Source organism: Mesorhizobium sp. B1-1-6 (assembly GCF_006443035.1).
Lineage (GTDB): Bacteria > Pseudomonadota > Alphaproteobacteria > Rhizobiales > Rhizobiaceae > Mesorhizobium.
In genome coordinates this window covers 43352-60379 of the sequence record NZ_VFWR01000019.1, presented here as the reverse complement: position 1 = coordinate 60379, position 17028 = coordinate 43352, and the positions used below count along the sequence as shown (strand labels likewise).

The 17028-nt window shown below is 65.2% G+C and carries 10 protein-coding genes; 8 read left to right on the top strand and 2 right to left on the bottom strand.

The genetic code is table 11. The features are described 5' to 3' along the window. Positions 1–95 precede the first annotated feature (95 nt). The 8 genes from FJ979_RS28545 (at position 96) to FJ979_RS28510 (ending at position 12709) form a co-directional block, all read left to right on the top strand. Entirely contained in the window at positions 96–1292 is a 1197-nt protein-coding gene (locus FJ979_RS28545) for an acyl-CoA dehydrogenase (protein WP_140496189.1), read from the top strand. 104 nt (positions 1293–1396) lie between these two features. Continuing rightward, entirely contained in the window at positions 1397–4756 is a 3360-nt protein-coding gene (locus FJ979_RS28540) for a transglutaminase family protein (protein ID WP_140584391.1), read from the top strand. Between the two features lie 6 nt (positions 4757–4762). After that, positions 4763–7174 (top strand): circularly permuted type 2 ATP-grasp protein, encoded by a 2412-nt coding sequence (locus FJ979_RS28535; protein ID WP_140522302.1) that lies wholly within the window; start codon positions 4763–4765, stop codon positions 7172–7174. Positions 7175–7188: 14 nt separating this feature from the next. Next, complete coding sequence (locus FJ979_RS28530; protein ID WP_140522300.1) at positions 7189–8073, top strand: transglutaminase family protein; 885 nt, start codon at positions 7189–7191, stop codon at positions 8071–8073. Between the two features lie 129 nt (positions 8074–8202). Beyond that, on the top strand, positions 8203–9306 hold the full coding sequence (locus FJ979_RS28525) for a DNA topoisomerase IB (RefSeq protein WP_140584390.1): 1104 nt from the start codon (positions 8203–8205) through the stop codon (positions 9304–9306). Positions 9307–9390: 84 nt separating this feature from the next. Next, positions 9391–9765: a YciI family protein gene (locus FJ979_RS28520; protein WP_140496184.1), complete on the top strand. Its 375-nt coding sequence runs from the start codon at positions 9391–9393 to the stop codon at positions 9763–9765. After that, a complete protein-coding gene (locus tag FJ979_RS28515; protein ID WP_140522297.1) occupies positions 9762–11024 on the top strand; it encodes an RNA polymerase sigma factor in 1263 nt (420 codons plus the stop codon). Before FJ979_RS28520 ends, FJ979_RS28515 begins: the two co-directional genes overlap by 4 nt. 170 nt (positions 11025–11194) lie before the next feature. Next, complete coding sequence (locus FJ979_RS28510; RefSeq protein ID WP_140584389.1) at positions 11195–12709, top strand: aldehyde dehydrogenase family protein; 1515 nt, start codon at positions 11195–11197, stop codon at positions 12707–12709. A gap of 188 nt (positions 12710–12897) precedes the next feature. Here the strand turns inward: FJ979_RS28510 and FJ979_RS28505 are convergent, their stop codons facing one another. Further along, a complete protein-coding gene (locus FJ979_RS28505) occupies positions 12898–13752 on the bottom strand; it encodes a hypothetical protein (protein ID WP_140496181.1) in 855 nt (284 codons plus the stop codon). A gap of 382 nt (positions 13753–14134) precedes the next feature. Beyond that, complete coding sequence (locus FJ979_RS28500; RefSeq protein WP_140584388.1) at positions 14135–17026, bottom strand: nitrate reductase; 2892 nt, start codon at positions 17024–17026, stop codon at positions 14135–14137. Positions 17027–17028 lie beyond the last annotated feature (2 nt).

Here is a 17028-nt window from a genome sequence, read left to right as displayed (position 1 = left end):
CTAACGCTCATTGATCGGTGAAGCAATTTCGTTTGATTTTTTCAGGCCGTGGGCCGATAAGCCGGGCTTCACCCGTTTTTAAGGATCGAGACGCCATGGCTGCCGACAAGAATGCATTCGTCTGGGAAGACCCGTTCCTGATCGAGGACCAGCTTTCGGAAGACGAGCGCATGGTGCGGGACGGGGCGGCGGCCTTCGCCGCCGACAAGCTCGCGCCGCGCATCGAGGAGGCCTATCTCAACGAAACCTTCGACACGGCGATTTTTCGCGAGATGGGCGAGGCCGGCCTGCTCGGCATCAACATTCCGGAAGAATTCGGCGGCCTCGGCGCCAACTATGTCACCTACGGCCTGGTCGCCCGCGAAGTGGAGCGCGTCGATTCCGGCTATCGTTCGATGATGTCGGTGCAGTCGTCGCTGGTGATGTATCCCATTTATGCCTATGGCTCGGACGAACAGCGCAGGAAGTATCTACCCAAGCTCGCCAGCGGCGAGTGGATAGGCTGTTTCGGCCTGACCGAACCGGATGCCGGCTCCGACCCCGGCGGCATGAAGACGCGCGCCGAGAAGACCGCCAATGGTTACAAGCTTACCGGCTCCAAGATGTGGATCTCCAATGCGCCCGTCGCCGACGTGTTCGTCGTCTGGGCGAAGCTGAAGGGCGAGAACGGCAAGGATGAGATCCGTGGCTTCGTCCTGGAAAAGGGCATGAAGGGGCTTTCGGCGCCGAAGATCGGCGGCAAGCTGTCGCTGCGGGCGTCGATCACCGGCGAGGTGGTTATGGAAGGCGTCGAGGTCGGCGAGGATGCTCTGCTGCCCAACGTGTCGGGGCTGAAGGGGCCGTTCGGCTGCCTCAACCGGGCTCGCTACGGCATTTCCTGGGGCTCGATGGGCGCGGCCGAAGATTGCTGGCATCGCGCGCGCCAGTATGGCCTCGACCGCAAGCAGTTCGGCAAGCCGCTGGCCAGCACGCAGCTCTACCAGAAGAAGCTCGCCGACATGCAGACCGAGATCGCGCTCGGGCTGCAGGCCTCGTTGCGCGTCGGGCGGCTGCTCGACGAAGGCAAGATGGCGCCGGAGATGATCTCGATCGTCAAGCGCAACAATTGCGGCAAGGCGCTCGACATCGCCCGCCAGGCGCGCGACATGCATGGCGGCAACGGCATCCAGATCGGCTATCACGTGATGCGCCATGCGCAGAATCTGGAGACGGTCAACACCTATGAGGGCACGCATGACGTGCACGCGCTGATCCTGGGACGGGCGCAGACGGGGATCCAAGCGTTTTTCTGAGGTTCGGTAGCCGTTTAAGTTAGGTGCAGCGCAACATCCGCTTGGAGAATGACGGCCAGATGTGTCAGGGTTCGGCCAGCTAAACGCCGATCTTCCGGGGCTCCATGGCAATTCTGGCCGCCGTCTATCACCTGACCCATTACAAATACGACCGGCCGGTGGTTCTTGGTCCCCAGGTGATCAGGCTCCAGCCGGCGCCACATTCGCGCACCAAAGTGCTCAGCCATTCGTTGAAGGTCGAGCCGGCGAACCACTTCGTCAATCTCCAGCAGGACCCCTACGGCAATTTCCTCGCCCGTTTCGTCTTTCCCGACCCGGTGAGCGAACTCAAGATCGAGGTCGACCTCGTCGCCGACATGACGGTCTACAACCCGTTCGATTTCTTCGTCGAGGAGACGGCGGAAAATTTCCCGTTCGAGTATCCGGAAGAGACACGCAACGACCTCGCCATCTATCGCACACCGGAACCGGCAGGCCCGCTGCTGTCGGCGTTCCTGAAAACCATCGATACCAGCCCGAAAAACACGGTCAATTTTCTCGTCGACCTCAATGCCCGGCTGCAGCGCGAAATCGCCTATATCGTGCGCATGGAGACCGGCGTGTTCTCGCCGGAGGAAACGCTGGCGGCCGCCAAAGGGTCGTGCCGCGATTCGAGCTGGCTGCTGGTGCAGATCCTGCGCAATCTAGGCATCGCCGCGCGCTTTGTCTCGGGCTATCTGATCCAGCTCAAGCCCGACCTCGTCGCGCTCGATGGGCCGGCCGGTACATCAGTGGATTTCACTGACCTGCACGCCTGGTGCGAGGTCTATCTTCCCGGCGCTGGCTGGATCGGTTTCGACCCGACTTCGGGCCTGCTTACCGGCGAGAGCCATGTACCGCTTGCCGCCACCCCGCATTTTCGCAATGCAGCGCCCATTTCCGGCATGGCGAGCTTTGCCAATGTCGAGTTCGGCTTCGACATGCGGGTCGACCGCATCGCGGAGCATCCGCGCATCACCAAGCCGTTCTCGGATGAAAGCTGGCATGCGCTTGATGCGCTCGGCAACAAGGTCGATGCGGCGCTGGCGGACGGGGATGTACGGCTGACCATGGGCGGCGAGCCGACCTTCGTGTCGATCGACGATTTCGAGTCCGCCGAGTGGAACACCGCCGCCGTCGGCCCGACAAAACGCGAAAAGGCCGATGCGCTGATCCGGAGGCTGCGCGAGCGCTTCGCGCCTGGCGGCTTCCTCCATTATGGCCAAGGCAAATGGTACCCCGGCGAAAGCTTACCGCGCTGGACCTTTTCGCTCTACTGGCGCACCGACGGCCAGCCGGTGTGGAGCGACCCGTCGCTGATCGCGCGGGAGAAAAGCGAAGCCGATATCGGTCCGAAGCAGGCCGAGAGCCTGCTGACCGCGATCGCCGGCGAGCTCGGCATCGAAACGTCCATGGTCAGCGAAGCCTATGAGGATCCGGCCGAGTGGCTGCTCAAGGAAGGCAAGCTGCCGGAGAATGTCGATCCGTCCAATTCGAAGCTGGAGGATCCCGAAGAGCGCAGCCGCATGGCGACGGTGTTCGAACGCGGGCTAACCAAGCCGTCGGGCTATGTGCTGCCGGTGCAGCGCTGGAACAGCCAGGCGTCGGGCCAGCGCTGGCGCTCGGAAAAATGGACGACGCGGCGCGGGCGGCTGTTTCTGGTGCCGGGCGATTCACCGGTCGGCTACCGCCTGCCGCTCGGCACGCTGCCTCACGTGCCGCCGGAGCAGTTTCCCTATATCGTTCCGGTCGATCCGTCGCAGCCGCGCGGTGCGCTGCCCGTGCGGGAGGCGATCTTGCCCATGGCGGCTCCGGCCGATCCTCAGGGCGCCGATGAAATGGCACGCCGCCAGCAGGCGGCATCGTTCACGGCCGCGACCGCCCAGCAGGACCGGGTCGAGCAGGAGATCACCGAGATCGGCGGCGCGGTGCGTACCGCGCTTTCGGTCGAGCCGCGCGAGGGACGGCTCTGCGTGTTCATGCCGCCGGTCGAGGCGCTGGAGGATTATCTTGAGTTGGTGGCGGCAGCCGAGAACGCGGCCAAGGCGATCAGGTTGCCAGTGCATATCGAGGGCTACGGCCCGCCGCATGATCCGCGCCTCAACGTCATCCGCGTCGCGCCGGACCCTGGCGTCATCGAGGTCAACATCCACCCGGCTGCCAACTGGCAGGACTGCGTGGCGACGACCACGGCGATCTACGAGGAGGCGCGGCAAACGCGGCTTGGCGCGGATAAATTCATGATCGACGGCCGCCACACCGGCACCGGCGGCGGCAACCATGTTGTGGTCGGCGGCGCGACGCCCAATGACAGCCCGTTTCTGCGCCGCCCCGATCTTTTGAGGAGCCTGGTGCTGCAATGGCAGCGGCATCCCTCGCTGTCTTATCTCTTCTCCGGCCTGTTCATCGGCCCGACCAGCCAGGCGCCGCGCTTCGACGAGGCGCGCCACGATTCGCTCTACGAGCTTGAAATCGCCATGGCGCAGGTGCCGCGTCCGGACCAGGGCAACGTGCCTTTGCCATGGCTGGTCGACCGGCTGTTCCGCAACCTTTTGACCGACGTCACCGGGAATACGCATCGCTCGGAAATCTGCATCGACAAGCTGTTTTCGCCTGATGGACCGACCGGACGGCTGGGCCTGGTGGAATTCCGCGGCTTCGAGATGCCGCCCAATGCGCGCATGAGCCTGGCGCAGCAACTGCTGGTCAGGGCGATCATCGCCCGTGCCTGGAAGAACCCGCTCGACGGCCGTTTCGTGCGCTGGGGCACGTCGCTGCACGACCGCTTCATGCTGCCGCATCATGTCTGGGCGGATTTTCTCGACGTTCTCGACGACCTCAAGCTCAACGGTTTCACGTTCCGCCCCGAATGGTTCGACGCGCAGCTCGAGTTCCGCTTTCCCTTCTGCGGCGAGGTCCAATATGCGGGCGTCAAGCTGGAACTGCGGCAGGCCCTGGAGCCGTGGCATGTCATGGGCGAGCAGGGGGCCATCGGCGGCACCGTGCGCTTCGTCGATTCCTCGGTCGAAAGGTTGCAGGTCAAGACCGAAGGGCTCAATCCGGAGCGCCATGCCGTCGTCTGCAACGGCCGCATCGTGCCGATGAAGGTTACCGACAACAGGGAAGTCGCGGTGGCGGGCGTGCGCTTCAAGGCGTGGCAACCCGCTTCGGGCCTGCATCCGGCACTGCCGATCAATACGCCGCTGGTGTTCGATATCTACGACCGTTGGTCGGGTCGGGCGATTGGCGGCTGCGTCTATCATGTCGCGCATCCGGGCGGGCGCAGCTACGACACTTTTCCGGTCAACGGCAATGAGGCGGAAGCGCGCCGGCTCGCCCGCTTCGAGGCGCGCGGCCACACGCCGTCGACCTATGTGCTGCGCGAAGAACAACCCACGGAAGATTTCCCGGTGACGCTTGACCTTCGGCGTCCACCAAGATTCTGATCTGACATGGCAAAGGGGAATCACAAGCGGGTACGAGGCAAGGCGCAGATCCATCGCCTGCTGGAGCACTACCAGCCGATCGACGGCGTCGTCGACGAGATGGTCGACGCGTCGGGCAATCCCCGTCCGGCCTGGAAGCATTTCATCGAGGCGCTCGATGATCTCGGCGCCGAAGAACTCGCCCAGCGTTTTGCGCGTGCCGACCAGTATCTGCGCGACGCCGGCGTCTATTACCGCGTCTATGACAAGGCCGGCGCCAACGAGCGCGAATGGCCGCTGGCGCATGTTCCGGTGCTCATCGAGGACGCCGAGTGGGCAGCGATCAGCGCCGGCCTGGTGCAGCGCGCCGAGCTGTTCGAGGAGATCATCGCCGATATATACGGGCCGAACCGGCTGGTCGAGAAGGGCATCCTGCCGGCCGGACTGATCGCGGCGAGCCCCGAATATTTGCGGCCCGTGGTTGGCACTCGTCCGGCCGACGGCCATTTCCTGCATTTCTGCGCCTTCGAACTCGGCCGCGGGCCGGACGGCCGCTGGTGGGTGTTGGGCGACCGTACTCAGGCACCATCCGGCGCCGGTTTCGCTCTGGAGAACCGCGTCGCCACGACCCGCGCGCTGTCGGACATCTATGGCGAGATGCATGTGCATCGCCTCGCCGGCTTCTTCCGGCGCTTTCGCGATGCGCTGATCGGCATGGCCAGGGAAGCTGACGGCCGCGTCGCCATATTGACGCCTGGGCCGCTCAACGAAACCTATTACGAACACGCCTATATCGCCCGCTATCTCGGCATCATGCTGCTCGAAGGCGAGGACCTGACCGTTTCCGGGGGCAGGCTGATGGTGCGCACCGTTTCCGGGCTGATGCCGATCAGCGTGCTGTGGCGACGGCTGGACGCGGCGTTCGCCGATCCGTTGGAACTGCGCTCGGAGTCGCAAATCGGTACGCCGGGCCTGGTCGAGGCGATCCGGCAAGGCAGCGTCTCCACCGTCAATGCGCTCGGCTCGGGCCTGATGGAAACGCGCGCGCTGCTTGCCTTCCTGCCCAAGATCGCGCGCGAATTGCGGGGCGAGGAACTCGAGCTGCCCACCGTCGCGACATGGTGGTGCGGTCAGGCATCCGACCGAGCGCATGTGCTCGCCAATATCGACCGCATGGTGATCGGGCCGGCGCTGTCGACGAGGCTGGCCTTCGAGGACGACGACCAGACTAGGCTTGGCTCCGCGCTGTCGGCCGGGGAGCGGGCGGACCTGGTGGCGCGCATCGAACGCGACGGCGACGCTTTCGTCGGCCAGGAAGCGGTGACGCTTTCGACGACGCCCGTCTATGTCGGCGGCTGGCTGGAGCCGCGGCCGGCAAGCCTGCGTGTCTACCTGGCGCGCACGCCCGAGGGCTGGACGGTGATGCCGGGCGGGTTCGCCCGCGTCGGCCTGTCGCTCGATCCGACCGCGATCGCCATGCAGCGCGGCGGCCAGGCGGCCGATGTCTGGGTGGTCAGCGACCGGCCGGTGGAGCGCGAGACGCTGCTGCCACAAGAGGGCGACAGCTTCAGCCGCACCAGGCCGGGCAGCCTGCCCAGCCGCGCAGCGGAAAACCTGACCTGGCTCGGCCGCTACATCGAACGCTCGGAAGACACGGTGCGCATCCTGCGCGCCTATCATGTGCGGCTCGCCGAAACTTCCGATCCGGATATGCCGCTGCTGGCCGACATCAGGGATCATCTCGAACCGTTCGGCATCGATGTCGAAACAGCGATCCCATCGGGGCTGATCGGTACGCTGGACAGCGCGGTCTACAGCGCCGGCCAGATCCGCGACCGTTTCTCGCCGGACGGCTGGCTGGCGCTCAAGGACTTGTCGAAGACCATCCATCAGTTCGCGACGACGGTGGCGCCGGGGGATGACGCGACGCGGGCGATGACCGTCATCCTGCGCAAGCTCGCCGGTTTTTCCGGCCTGCTGCACGAGAACATGTACCGCTTCGCGGGCTGGCGGTTCCTGGAGATCGGCCGGCGGCTGGAACGCGGCATACAGATCGCCAGCACGCTCGCCCGGCTGACCAGCGACAAGGCGCCGGACGGCGCGCTCGACATGATGCTGGAGATCGGCGACAGCGTCATGACGCACCGGCGGCAGTACCCTGTGCAAGCCGGCCGCCGCACGGTGATCGACCTTCTGGCGCTCGATCCGCTCAATCCGCGTTCCATCCTGTTCCAGCTCGAACGGCTGAAGGCCGAGATCGGGCTGCTGCCGGCGATCGGCGGCGAGGGGCACATGTCGCCTGCGGCCAAGGAAATCCTGCAGCTCAACACAGCCATCGCCATCAAGGAGCCAGCGGACATGACTGTGAAGGCGCTGAACGATCTCGCCGGCGAGATAGGCGGGCTCTACAGCAGCCTCGCCAAGGCCTATTTCGGTTAAGGCGGCGCTCCGGCATGCTCTACGACATCAGGCTTCACCTTCACTACGACTACGCCGCCGTCGCCGGCGGCGGCCGTCACCAGGTCCGCGTGTTGCCGCCGACCATCGACGGCGTGCAGCGCGTCGTCGCAGCGTCGCTATCCTTCGCGCCGGCGCCAAACGAACGCTCGGATTTTTCCGATTTCTTCGGCAACAACGTCACCTCGATCGCCTTCCGCGACGCGCATGACGCGCTCGACATCAGGATGAGCGCGCGCGTGGCGGTGTCGCGACCGGAACTCGGGCTCGACGTGTCGCCCGATCTTAGCCGGCTGCGTCAGGAGCTCGCCGCCATGCGCTCCCTGGCGCCGGATACACCGCACCATTTCCTGGCCGCCAGCGGTCACGCCGGCATCGATGCGGCGATCACCGCCTATGCGCGCGATAGCGTCGGCGGCTCGGCCGCCGGTACGGCGATGAACCTCTGCAATCGCATCCACCGCGATTTCACCTATGATGGCGAGGCGACAACCGTGCGGACCCTGGCTGGCGACGCATTCCGGCTGAAGCGCGGGGTGTGCCAGGATTTCTCGCATATCATGATCGCCGGCCTGCGCGGGCTTGGCATACCGGCCGGCTATGTCAGCGGCTTCCTGCGCACCATTCCGCCCAAGGGCAAGGCCAGGCTGGAGGGCGCCGACGCCATGCATGCATGGGTCAAGGTGTGGTGCGGGCGCGATGCCGGCTGGCAGGAGTTCGACCCGACCAACGGCATGCGGGCCTCCAACGATCACATCACCGTCGGCTATGGCCGTGACTATTCGGATGTCGCGCCGATCGTCGGCGTTCTCAAGACCACCGGCGGACAGGTCGGAGAGCAAGCCGTCGACGTTATTCCGGTGGTGCTGGAGAAGACCTGACGTCAGGCCTGCTTGCGCAAAGCGCCTTGCAGGGTTCCGCCCGACGTGGGTGGCCGCCGACTTTTCGGACAGGAATGGAACCAGTGCTCGGCCCAGAGGCTTATCTACGGGTGTTTCCGTGGGGCCAGCATGCTGCAGAAATCCGGATTGACTATCGACGGCGAGGCCGCACCAAAGAACGGCGCTCAGATCTCTGCCGAGGATGCCGCACTGATCTATGTCAGCGATACCGAGCCCGGTATCCGCCGACTGAAAGCGGGCAAGGGATTTTCCTACAGGGGACCTGACGGAAGGCCGGTCTCGGATGCCACCCGAGCGCGCATCGAGGCGATCGTTATCCCGCCGGCCTGGACGGATGTGTGGATCTCGCCCGAGGCGGACGGCCATATCCAGGCAACCGGCAGGGATCAGCGCGGGCGCAAGCAATATCGCTACCATCCGCGTTGGGCCGAGGAACGCGACAGCGCCAAATATTCGAGCCTTGTCGCTTTCGCCGAAAGCCTGCCGGAGCTTCGGCGCAGGATCGACAGCGACCTGCGCCGCCATGGCCTGCCGCTCGAACGCGTCGTCGCCGCGATCGTCTGGCTGCTCGACAACACCATGATCCGAGTCGGCAACGCCGCTTACGCCCGCGACAACAAGAGCTTCGGCCTGACGACGCTGCGGGACCGCCATGTCGACATCAAGGGATCGAGCCTGCGGTTCGCCTTCAAGGGCAAATCGGGCAAGGAATGGAAATTGAAGCTGGTCGATCGCCGCATCGCGCGAATCGTGCGGGGCGCGCAGGACCTGCCGGGCCAAAAGCTGTTCCAGTATCTCGATGAGGACGGCAACAGACACCCGGTGCGCTCCGAGGACGTCAACCGCTACATCCGCGAGGCCATCGGCGATGCATTCAGCTCGAAACATTTCCGTACATGGGGCGGCACCATTCACGCCGCGTCGCTGTTCGCGCAAACGGTGCTGCCCGACAGCCAGGCACAGCAGAAACGGGCGATGAACAGCGTCATCGACAGGGTCGCCGAGCGGCTGGGCAACACGCGCGCCGTCTGCCGCCAATGCTATATCCATCCGCAAGTCTTCGAAGCATGGCTGCAGGGACGGCTGCTTGCCGAAATAGCGGAAGCCAACAAGCGCAAACGGTCGATAGACGGTCTCGATGACGAGGAAGCGCTCGTGCTGCGATGGCTGAAGACGCACGAAAGCGGACCCGCGGCAACCAGCGGCCGCTGAATCCGCGGCGCCTCGATTTTTTTATCGACGCCGTGTCGGGATCGGTCCTAGTGTTTCGTCCTTTGACACAGAAGAGGACAAACCATGCTCTACGCGATCTTGTGCTATGCTTCCGAAGACGTCGTCTGCTCCTGGAGCAAGGAACAGGACGACAAGGTCATGGCCAACATTCTCGATGTCCAGCAGAAATACGCGGACGCCGGCCGGCTTGGCCCGGTGGCGCGGCTTTTGCCGACGACGGCGGCGACGACGCTGAGGAAGGTCAAGGGCGAATCGATCGTCATCGACGGGCCGTTCGCCGAGACCAAGGAACAGTTCCTCGGCTTCTACACGCTCGAATGCGCCGATCTCGACGAGGCGGTGGAGTTCGCGCGCGAACTTTCCGAGGTCAATCCGAGCGGCGGCTCCTACGAAATCCGCCCGGTATCCATCTTCAATCCCACTAGGGTCGCCGTATGACCGAACTTGCCTGGATCAGCTCAGCGATCAGCGCCGCCCGCCCGCAGGCGATGGGTGCGCTGCTGCGCTATTTCCGCGACCTCGATACGGCGGAGGAAGCTTTCCAGGACGCTTGCCTCAGGGCGCTGAAGAACTGGCCGCAGAACGGTCCGCCGCGCGATCCGGCGGCCTGGCTGATCTTCGTCGGACGCAACAGCGGCATCGACGCGGTGCGCAAGCGCGCCAAGCAGGCGCCGATGCCGGAAGAGGACCAGATATCTGATCTCGAGGACGCAGAGAGCGACATCGCCGAGCGGCTCGATGGCGCGCACTACCGCGACGACATATTGCGACTGCTGTTCATCTGCTGCCATCCCGACCTGCCGGCAACGCAGCAGATCGCGGTGGCGCTGCGCATTGTCTCCGGCCTTACGGTCAAGCAGATCGCGCGCGCCTTCCTGGTCGGCGAAAGCGCCATGGAGCAGCGCATCACCCGCGCCAAGGCACGTATCGCCGACGCCGGCGTGCCGTTCGAGACGCCGGGCGCGGTGGAGCGCTCGGAGCGGCTCGCCGCAGTCGCAGCCATGGTCTACCTGATCTTCAACGAGGGCTATTCGATCAACAGCGGCGAGGCGCCAGCCCGCGCGCCGCTGTGCGAGGAGGCGATCCGGCTGGCCCGGCTGCTGCTCAGGCTGTTCCAGACCGAGCCGGAGATCATGGGGCTGACGGCGCTGCTGCTTCTCCAGCATGCGCGCGCACCGGCCCGCTTCGATGCGGACGGAGAGATCGTTCTGCTCGAGGATCAGGACCGCAGCCTGTGGAGCCGCAAGATGATCGATGAGGGGCTGGCGCTGGTCGACAAGGCGCTGCGCCACCGAAAGCCCGGCCCTTACCAGGTGCAGGCGGCGATTGCCGCGCTGCATGCGCGGGCTGAAAAGGCCGAGGACACGGACTGGGTGGAGATCGACCTGCTCTACGGCCTGCTCGAACAAATGCAGCCGTCGCCTGTCGTCACCCTCAACCGTGCGGTTGCGGTCTCCAAGGTGCGTGGCCCGGAGGCCGCGCTCGCCATGATCGAGCCGCTGGAGCAGAGGCTTTCCGGCTATTTCCACTTCTTCGGCCTCAAGGGCGGGCTTTTGATGCAACTCGACCGGGGCGAGGAGGCGCGGGTCGCCTTCGATCGCGCCATCGCGCTTGCCAACACCGCGGCGGAAGCGGCCCATATACGCATGCACATCGACCGGCTGATGAAGGACAGCGCAGCGCGCACCGCAAGCTGACCCTGGTTCAATGGTCTGGCCCGGGCTTGGACCATGCCGGGGTGGCGATTTTTTCCTGAAACCGCTATTGGCACGCCAAGACAGCGCCACCCTGCGCCTGACCGCACAGGGAATGCACGGCGCAATGCTTGACCACGCCACATGAATGGCGGGATCTGAAAGGGACAGACATGACGACAGCGAAGGAAACCGCCGAGCTGCTGGCGAAACTGGGTGTTGCCAAGGAGGCGCTTGTCGGCGGCGACCTGATCGTGCGCAGCCCGGTCACGGGCGAGCAGATCGCGGCATTGAGCACGATCTCACAGGCCGATGCGGCCAGGACCATCGATGCCGCGCACAAGGCGTTCCAGGCCTGGCGGCTGGTACCGGGCCCGAAGCGCGGCGAGCTGGTGCGGCTGCTCGGCGAGGAATTGCGCGCGCACAAGGCCGAACTTGGCCGGCTGGTGTCGATCGAGGTCGGCAAGATCCCCTCGGAAGGGCTCGGCGAAGTGCAGGAGATGATCGACATCTGCGACTTCGCCGTCGGTCTTTCCAGGCAATTGTACGGACTGACCATCGCGACCGAGCGCCCAGGACACCGGATGATGGAAACCTGGCATCCGCTCGGCGTGGTCGGCGTCATCTCCGCCTTCAACTTCCCGGTCGCGGTGTGGTCGTGGAATGCGGCGCTGGCGCTGGTCTGCGGCGATGCGGTGGTATGGAAGCCTTCCGAAAAAACGCCGCTGACGGCGCTGGCCTGCGAGGCGATCTTCAAGCGCGCCGTCAAGCGCTTCGGCACTGATGCGCCGGAAGGGCTCGCGTCGGTGCTGATCGGCGACCGCGCCGTCGGCGAGATTCTGGTCGATCATCCCAAGGTGCCGCTGGTCTCCGCCACCGGCTCGACCCGCATGGGCCGCGACGTCGGCCCGCGCCTGGCCAAGCGCTTTGCACGCGCGGTGCTGGAGCTCGGCGGCAACAATGCCGGCATCGTCTGCCCGACCGCCGATCTCGACATGGCGTTGCGCGCGATTGCCTTTGGCGCGATGGGCACGGCGGGCCAGCGCTGCACGACGCTGAGGCGCCTGTTCGTGCATGACAGCATCTACGACGCCTTGGTACCGCGGCTGAAGAAGGCCTATCAGAGCGTCTCTGTCGGCAATCCGCTGGAGACGTCGGCCCTCGTTGGGCCGCTGATCGACAAGGCAGCCTACGAAGCCATGCAGAAGGCGCTGCAGGAAGCGTCCGCCCACGGCGGCAAGGTGACCGGCGGCACGCGGGTCGAGAATGGCCATCCGGACGCCTACTACGTGCATCCGGCGCTAGTCGAAATGCCCAGCCAAGTGTCGCCGGTGACCGAAGAGACGTTCGCGCCGATCCTCTATGTGATGAAGTATTCCGATTTCGACGCCGTGCTTGACGAGCACAATGCGGTGGGAGCGGGGCTGTCGTCGTCGATCTTCACCCGCGACCTGCAGGAGTCCGAGCGCTTTCTCGGCGTCGACGGCTCGGACTGCGGCATCGCCAATGTCAATATCGGCACGTCGGGCGCCGAGATCGGCGGAGCCTTCGGTGGTGAAAAGGAAACCGGCGGCGGCCGCGAGAGCGGCTCCGATGCGTGGAAAGCCTATATGCGCCGCGCCACCAACACGGTGAACTATTCCAAGGCGCTGCCGCTCGCCCAGGGTGTCTCCTTCGACATCGAGTGACATTGCGGGTTCCGGCTCGGGTGACCTTGCGCACCCGGGCCGTTCTGCGGCCTGAGGTTCACTGCTGAGGGCAGTTATGCTGTCATTCTTCGTATGGTGCTGACGTCCCGCCGCCGAGGCGGTTTTTTTGTTTCAAAGGATACACAGCGGCACGGACCGCCTTCATAGCCTGGGCAGCGGCGAGTCTCTCAGTGGTCGGTGGAAAAGCATGCTGCGAAGGCGGCATCCACGATGGCCAGCTTGGCGGCCTGGACGGTCATGTATTCCTGAAAGAAGCGGTGCGAGACCCACATCACGGAATTGCCGCGCTGGCCCAGCCAGCCGATGCTGCCGAGCGCCTCGGCATCGCGTAGTTTTCGGGCGAGGTGGGTGCGCGACAGTTTGAGCCAACTGGCGAATTCCGCCACCGAGACCACGCTGGTCGGAATCCGATCTAGGCCGGCATGGTCGGGGTCGATGCCGGACATGAGCCGATCCATGACGATGCCGCCATTGTTGAGCCAGATGAACAGGGAAAAGGTCTGGTTGGGTTCGCGCACCGGTTTGGACGAAAGCAGGCCGTCGGCCACGAGGGGCTGCAGGGCGGCGAGCATATCGGGCCGCTCCAGGTATCTCGCCAGCCGGTCCGCGCCGTCGAGTCGGTCAAGGGTCCGTAGATGTGCGTGCACCCATCCGGTGAATGTCCGCACCGTGTCCGCTGTCGGCTGCAACGGGTGGGTGCGCCCGTCTCCGCCCGCGACGTATTCGGCGATGCGGTAATTCAGCATCTCCTTGATGAAAGCGTCGGCGGTGTTGCGGCTGGCGACCTTGTGCTGATGCACGAACTCGATGAAGCGCGACACCGTCAACGCGGTGCGACGGTCGCCCGGGTCGCGCCTGAAATGCATGGCAAGGCCGACATGGCCCATCAGCCAGCGCTGCTGCGTGGCGAATATGGAAGCAAGCCGCGGGCTGGCTTCGTAGATGTGGATCAGCGCCAGCGACTGCTCCTGGACGTGGCGGTGCAGATCCGGATGAGCGGCTATGTCCTCGATGTCCAGCATCCGCCTCCTTCTGGTTGGCCAAGCTTACTGCGCTCCAAGAGCGGGTCGCGTCGAAGCGGATTCATGCGACGCGCTTTTGGCTTTTTTCGTGCATGTCGTCCTCCCAAAACCGAGGTTACTTTTGGGCGACATGCATTAAGACATTTTCAGCCTTGCGCTTTTGTGTCCAGATGAGACAGCTCGGACTAAAGTCCAGTTCTGTAGCCAATGATGGCGGCGAGACGTCGGCGGCAACCCACACGGCGGCAAGTACGGCGCGCTTAGCGATCTGGACAACCGCAGCTACGCCCCGGGTGTCGTCCTGCCGCCCGGCCATGATGGGCTGACGCGGGGTCCGCCGGCGCATACGCATCGGGAGGCCGCCGATGGCGGGTTCTGCCGCCTACTCGGCCGCCTGAACGCGATGTGCCTGGATGATGGCGCGGATCTCGGAGCGGCAGGAGCCGCAATTGGTGCCTGCCTTCAGCGCGGCGCCGATGGCTTCCACGTTCGTGCAGCCGGAAGCCACCGCCGCCGTGATCTGCTTGATCCCGACGTTGAAACAGGAGCAGACGGTCGCGCCGGCATCGGGCCGTTCGGCGCCGGCGCGGCCGGCGACGATGCGGAAGCGCTCGCGTTGGCTGGCATGGGCCTCTTCGAGCTGTTGCGTTGCCCATCCGCGCGACACGGCGACCGGGCCGGGAGCGACGAACAGGGCGCCCGCGAGCTGTACGCCATCGAAGGCGGCGATGCGATGCTGGCCGGCATCGCGGTCGTGATAGGCGAGTATTTCGGCATCGGTCGAGGCGCCGAACAGGGATTGGGCAAAAGTCGTCCAGTCGATTTTGTCGTCTGCAAAGGCGAGCTCGACCCGCCAGCCATCCCTGCAGCGGGCCACGGCCCAATAGTCGACGGCGATCGCTTCGGGCCTTTGTCGGGTCACGGCGAAGCCGAACGCCATCGCGGCGAATTTCTCGATGTGCACCGCGACGTGCTTCAGTGCCGGCTGGCCGGAAACTGGGTCGGTGAGTGGCGCGGTGAGCGTGTCGAGCCGGCCCTTGGCGGTGAACTGGTCCGTCCAGTGCATCGGCGCGAAGATGCTGCCCCGGCGCTGGCGGGACGTGATCAGCGCGCGCACGAGCACGGCGCCGCGCGGGCTGGAAACGCGCGCGATGTCGGCGTCGCCGATGCCGTATCGCGCGGCGTCGTCGGGATGAATCTCGACGAAGGGTTCGGCGATGTGCTGCGACAGACGCGGGCTTTTGCCGGTGCGTGTCATGGTGTGCCAATGGTCGCGGACACGGCCGGTGTTGAGGATGAGGGGGAATTTCTCGTCCGTGCGGGTTTCCGTGACAGGGCGGACGGCGATGAAGCGCGCCTTGCGGTCGGGCGTGTAGAAATTGCCGTCGGCGAAGAAGCGGGTGTTCGGTGGCCCTGCTTTATCGTTCTCCGGTTGGGGCTCAGCTTGAACGTTCCCCTCCGAGAGATGTCGAGCCCAGGCGCCCCCCTCTGTCCTGCCGGACATCTCCCCCTCTAGGGGGGAGATCGGCAGTTTTGTCGACGGCGCTCGTCCTGCGGTATCGGCGATTGGCGAAGGCCGTCGTGGCATCCAATCTCCCCCCTTGAGGGGGAGATGGCCGGCAGGCCAGAGGGGGGCGCCTGGGCTCGGCGCCGGCCATTGGAATGGCGCAAGCGCTTCGTAAGCTTTCTCATCGACACCGGCATACCAACCAATATCGAAATCGCGCGCGCCATCATTCTCGAAGCCCGACAGCGCCGCGTGCTCGGCGAATATCCCGGCCGGCGCGTCATAGGAAAACGCCTCGCCAAACCCCATCCGCTGCGCCACTTCGGCGATGATCCACCAATCTGGCCGCGCCTCGCCGGGCGCGGCCAGGAACGGGCGCTGGCGCGAGATGCGGCGCTCGGAATTGGTAACGGTGCCGTCCTTCTCGCCCCAGGCGGTGGCCGGCAGCCGGACATGGGCATGGCGCACCGTGTCTGTGTCGGCCTGCACGTCCGACACCACCACAAACGGGCAGGCCTTGATCGCTGCTTCGACGGCGTCGGCATCGGGCATCGAATCGACAGGATTGGTGGCGAGGATCCACAGCGCCTTGATCCGCCCGTCGGCGACCGCCCGGAACATGTCGACCGCTTTCAGGCCGGGCTTTTGCGCGATGTCAGGTGCATTCCAGAAGCGCTTCACGCGTTCGCGATGCCCCGAATTTTCAATCTCCATATGCGCGGCCAGCATGTTGGCCATGCCGCCGACCTCGCGTCCGCCCATGGCGTTGGGCTGGCCGGTGACCGAGAACGGCCCGGCGCCGGGCCTGCCGATGCGACCGGTGGCGAGGTGGCAGTTGGTGATGGCGTTGACCTTGTCGGTGCCGGACGACGACTGGTTGACGCCTTGGCTATAGACCGTGACGGTCTTGGCGGTCGCGGCGAACAGGCCGTAGAAGCGGGCGAGCTCGTCCTCGCTCAGGCCCGTGGCGGCAGCGATGCCGGCAAGGTCGAGTGCCGAGGCGGCGAAAAGGGCTTGTCCGAAGCCGGTCGTGTGAGCGGTGATGTAGGCGCGGTCGAGCGCATTGTGCTGGCCGAGCCAGGCGAGCAGGCCGGTGAACAGGGCGACGTCGCCATCCGGTGCGATCGCCAGGTGCATGTCGGCGATATCGGATGTCATGGTGCGGCGGGGGTCGACCAGGACTATCTTCATTTCCGGGCGCTTCTCACGCGCGGCAGCTATGCGCTGGTAGAGCACGGGATGGCACCAGGCGAGATTCGAGCCGACCAGCACGATGAGATCGGCAAGCTCCAGATCCTCGTAGGTTCCGGGCACCGTGTCGGAGCCGAAGGCGCGGCGATGGCCGGCGACCGAGGAGGCCATGCAGAGGCGCGAATTGGTGTCGATATTGGCCGAGCCGATGAACCCCTTCATCAATTTGTTGGCGAGATAATAGTCCTCGGTCAGCAACTGGCCGGAGACATAGAAGGCGACCGCATCCGGCCCATGTTCGGCAATGGTTTGCGAGAAGGTCGACGCGACAAGATCGAGTGCCTCATTCCAGGAGGCGCGGCGGCCGTGGATCTCGGGGTGGAGCAGCCTGCCGTCGAGGCCGATGGTCTCGACAAGAGCAGAGCCCTTGGAGCAGAGCCGGCCGAGATTCGCGGGATGGTCGGGGTCGCCGCGGACCGACACCTGTCCGTCCGCGGCGACCTTCGCCAGCACGCCGCAGCCTACCCCGCAATAGGGGCAAGTGGTCCTCACCTCGCGTGCTTCGCCAATCTGCATGG

Coding starts and splice junctions, on each gene's coding strand:
- FJ979_RS28545 (WP_140496189.1), top strand. CDS start 96: ATGGCTGCCGACAAGAATGCATTCGTCTGGGAAGACCCGTTCCTGATC.
- FJ979_RS28540 (WP_140584391.1), top strand. CDS start 1,397: ATGGCAATTCTGGCCGCCGTCTATCACCTGACCCATTACAAATACGAC.
- FJ979_RS28535 (WP_140522302.1), top strand. CDS start 4,763: ATGGCAAAGGGGAATCACAAGCGGGTACGAGGCAAGGCGCAGATCCAT.
- FJ979_RS28530 (WP_140522300.1), top strand. CDS start 7,189: ATGCTCTACGACATCAGGCTTCACCTTCACTACGACTACGCCGCCGTC.
- FJ979_RS28525 (WP_140584390.1), top strand. CDS start 8,203: ATGCTGCAGAAATCCGGATTGACTATCGACGGCGAGGCCGCACCAAAG.
- FJ979_RS28520 (WP_140496184.1), top strand. CDS start 9,391: ATGCTCTACGCGATCTTGTGCTATGCTTCCGAAGACGTCGTCTGCTCC.
- FJ979_RS28515 (WP_140522297.1), top strand. CDS start 9,762: ATGACCGAACTTGCCTGGATCAGCTCAGCGATCAGCGCCGCCCGCCCG.
- FJ979_RS28510 (WP_140584389.1), top strand. CDS start 11,195: ATGACGACAGCGAAGGAAACCGCCGAGCTGCTGGCGAAACTGGGTGTT.
- FJ979_RS28505 (WP_140496181.1), bottom strand. CDS start 13,752: ATGCTGGACATCGAGGACATAGCCGCTCATCCGGATCTGCACCGCCAC.
- FJ979_RS28500 (WP_140584388.1), bottom strand. CDS start 17,026: ATGCAGATTGGCGAAGCACGCGAGGTGAGGACCACTTGCCCCTATTGC.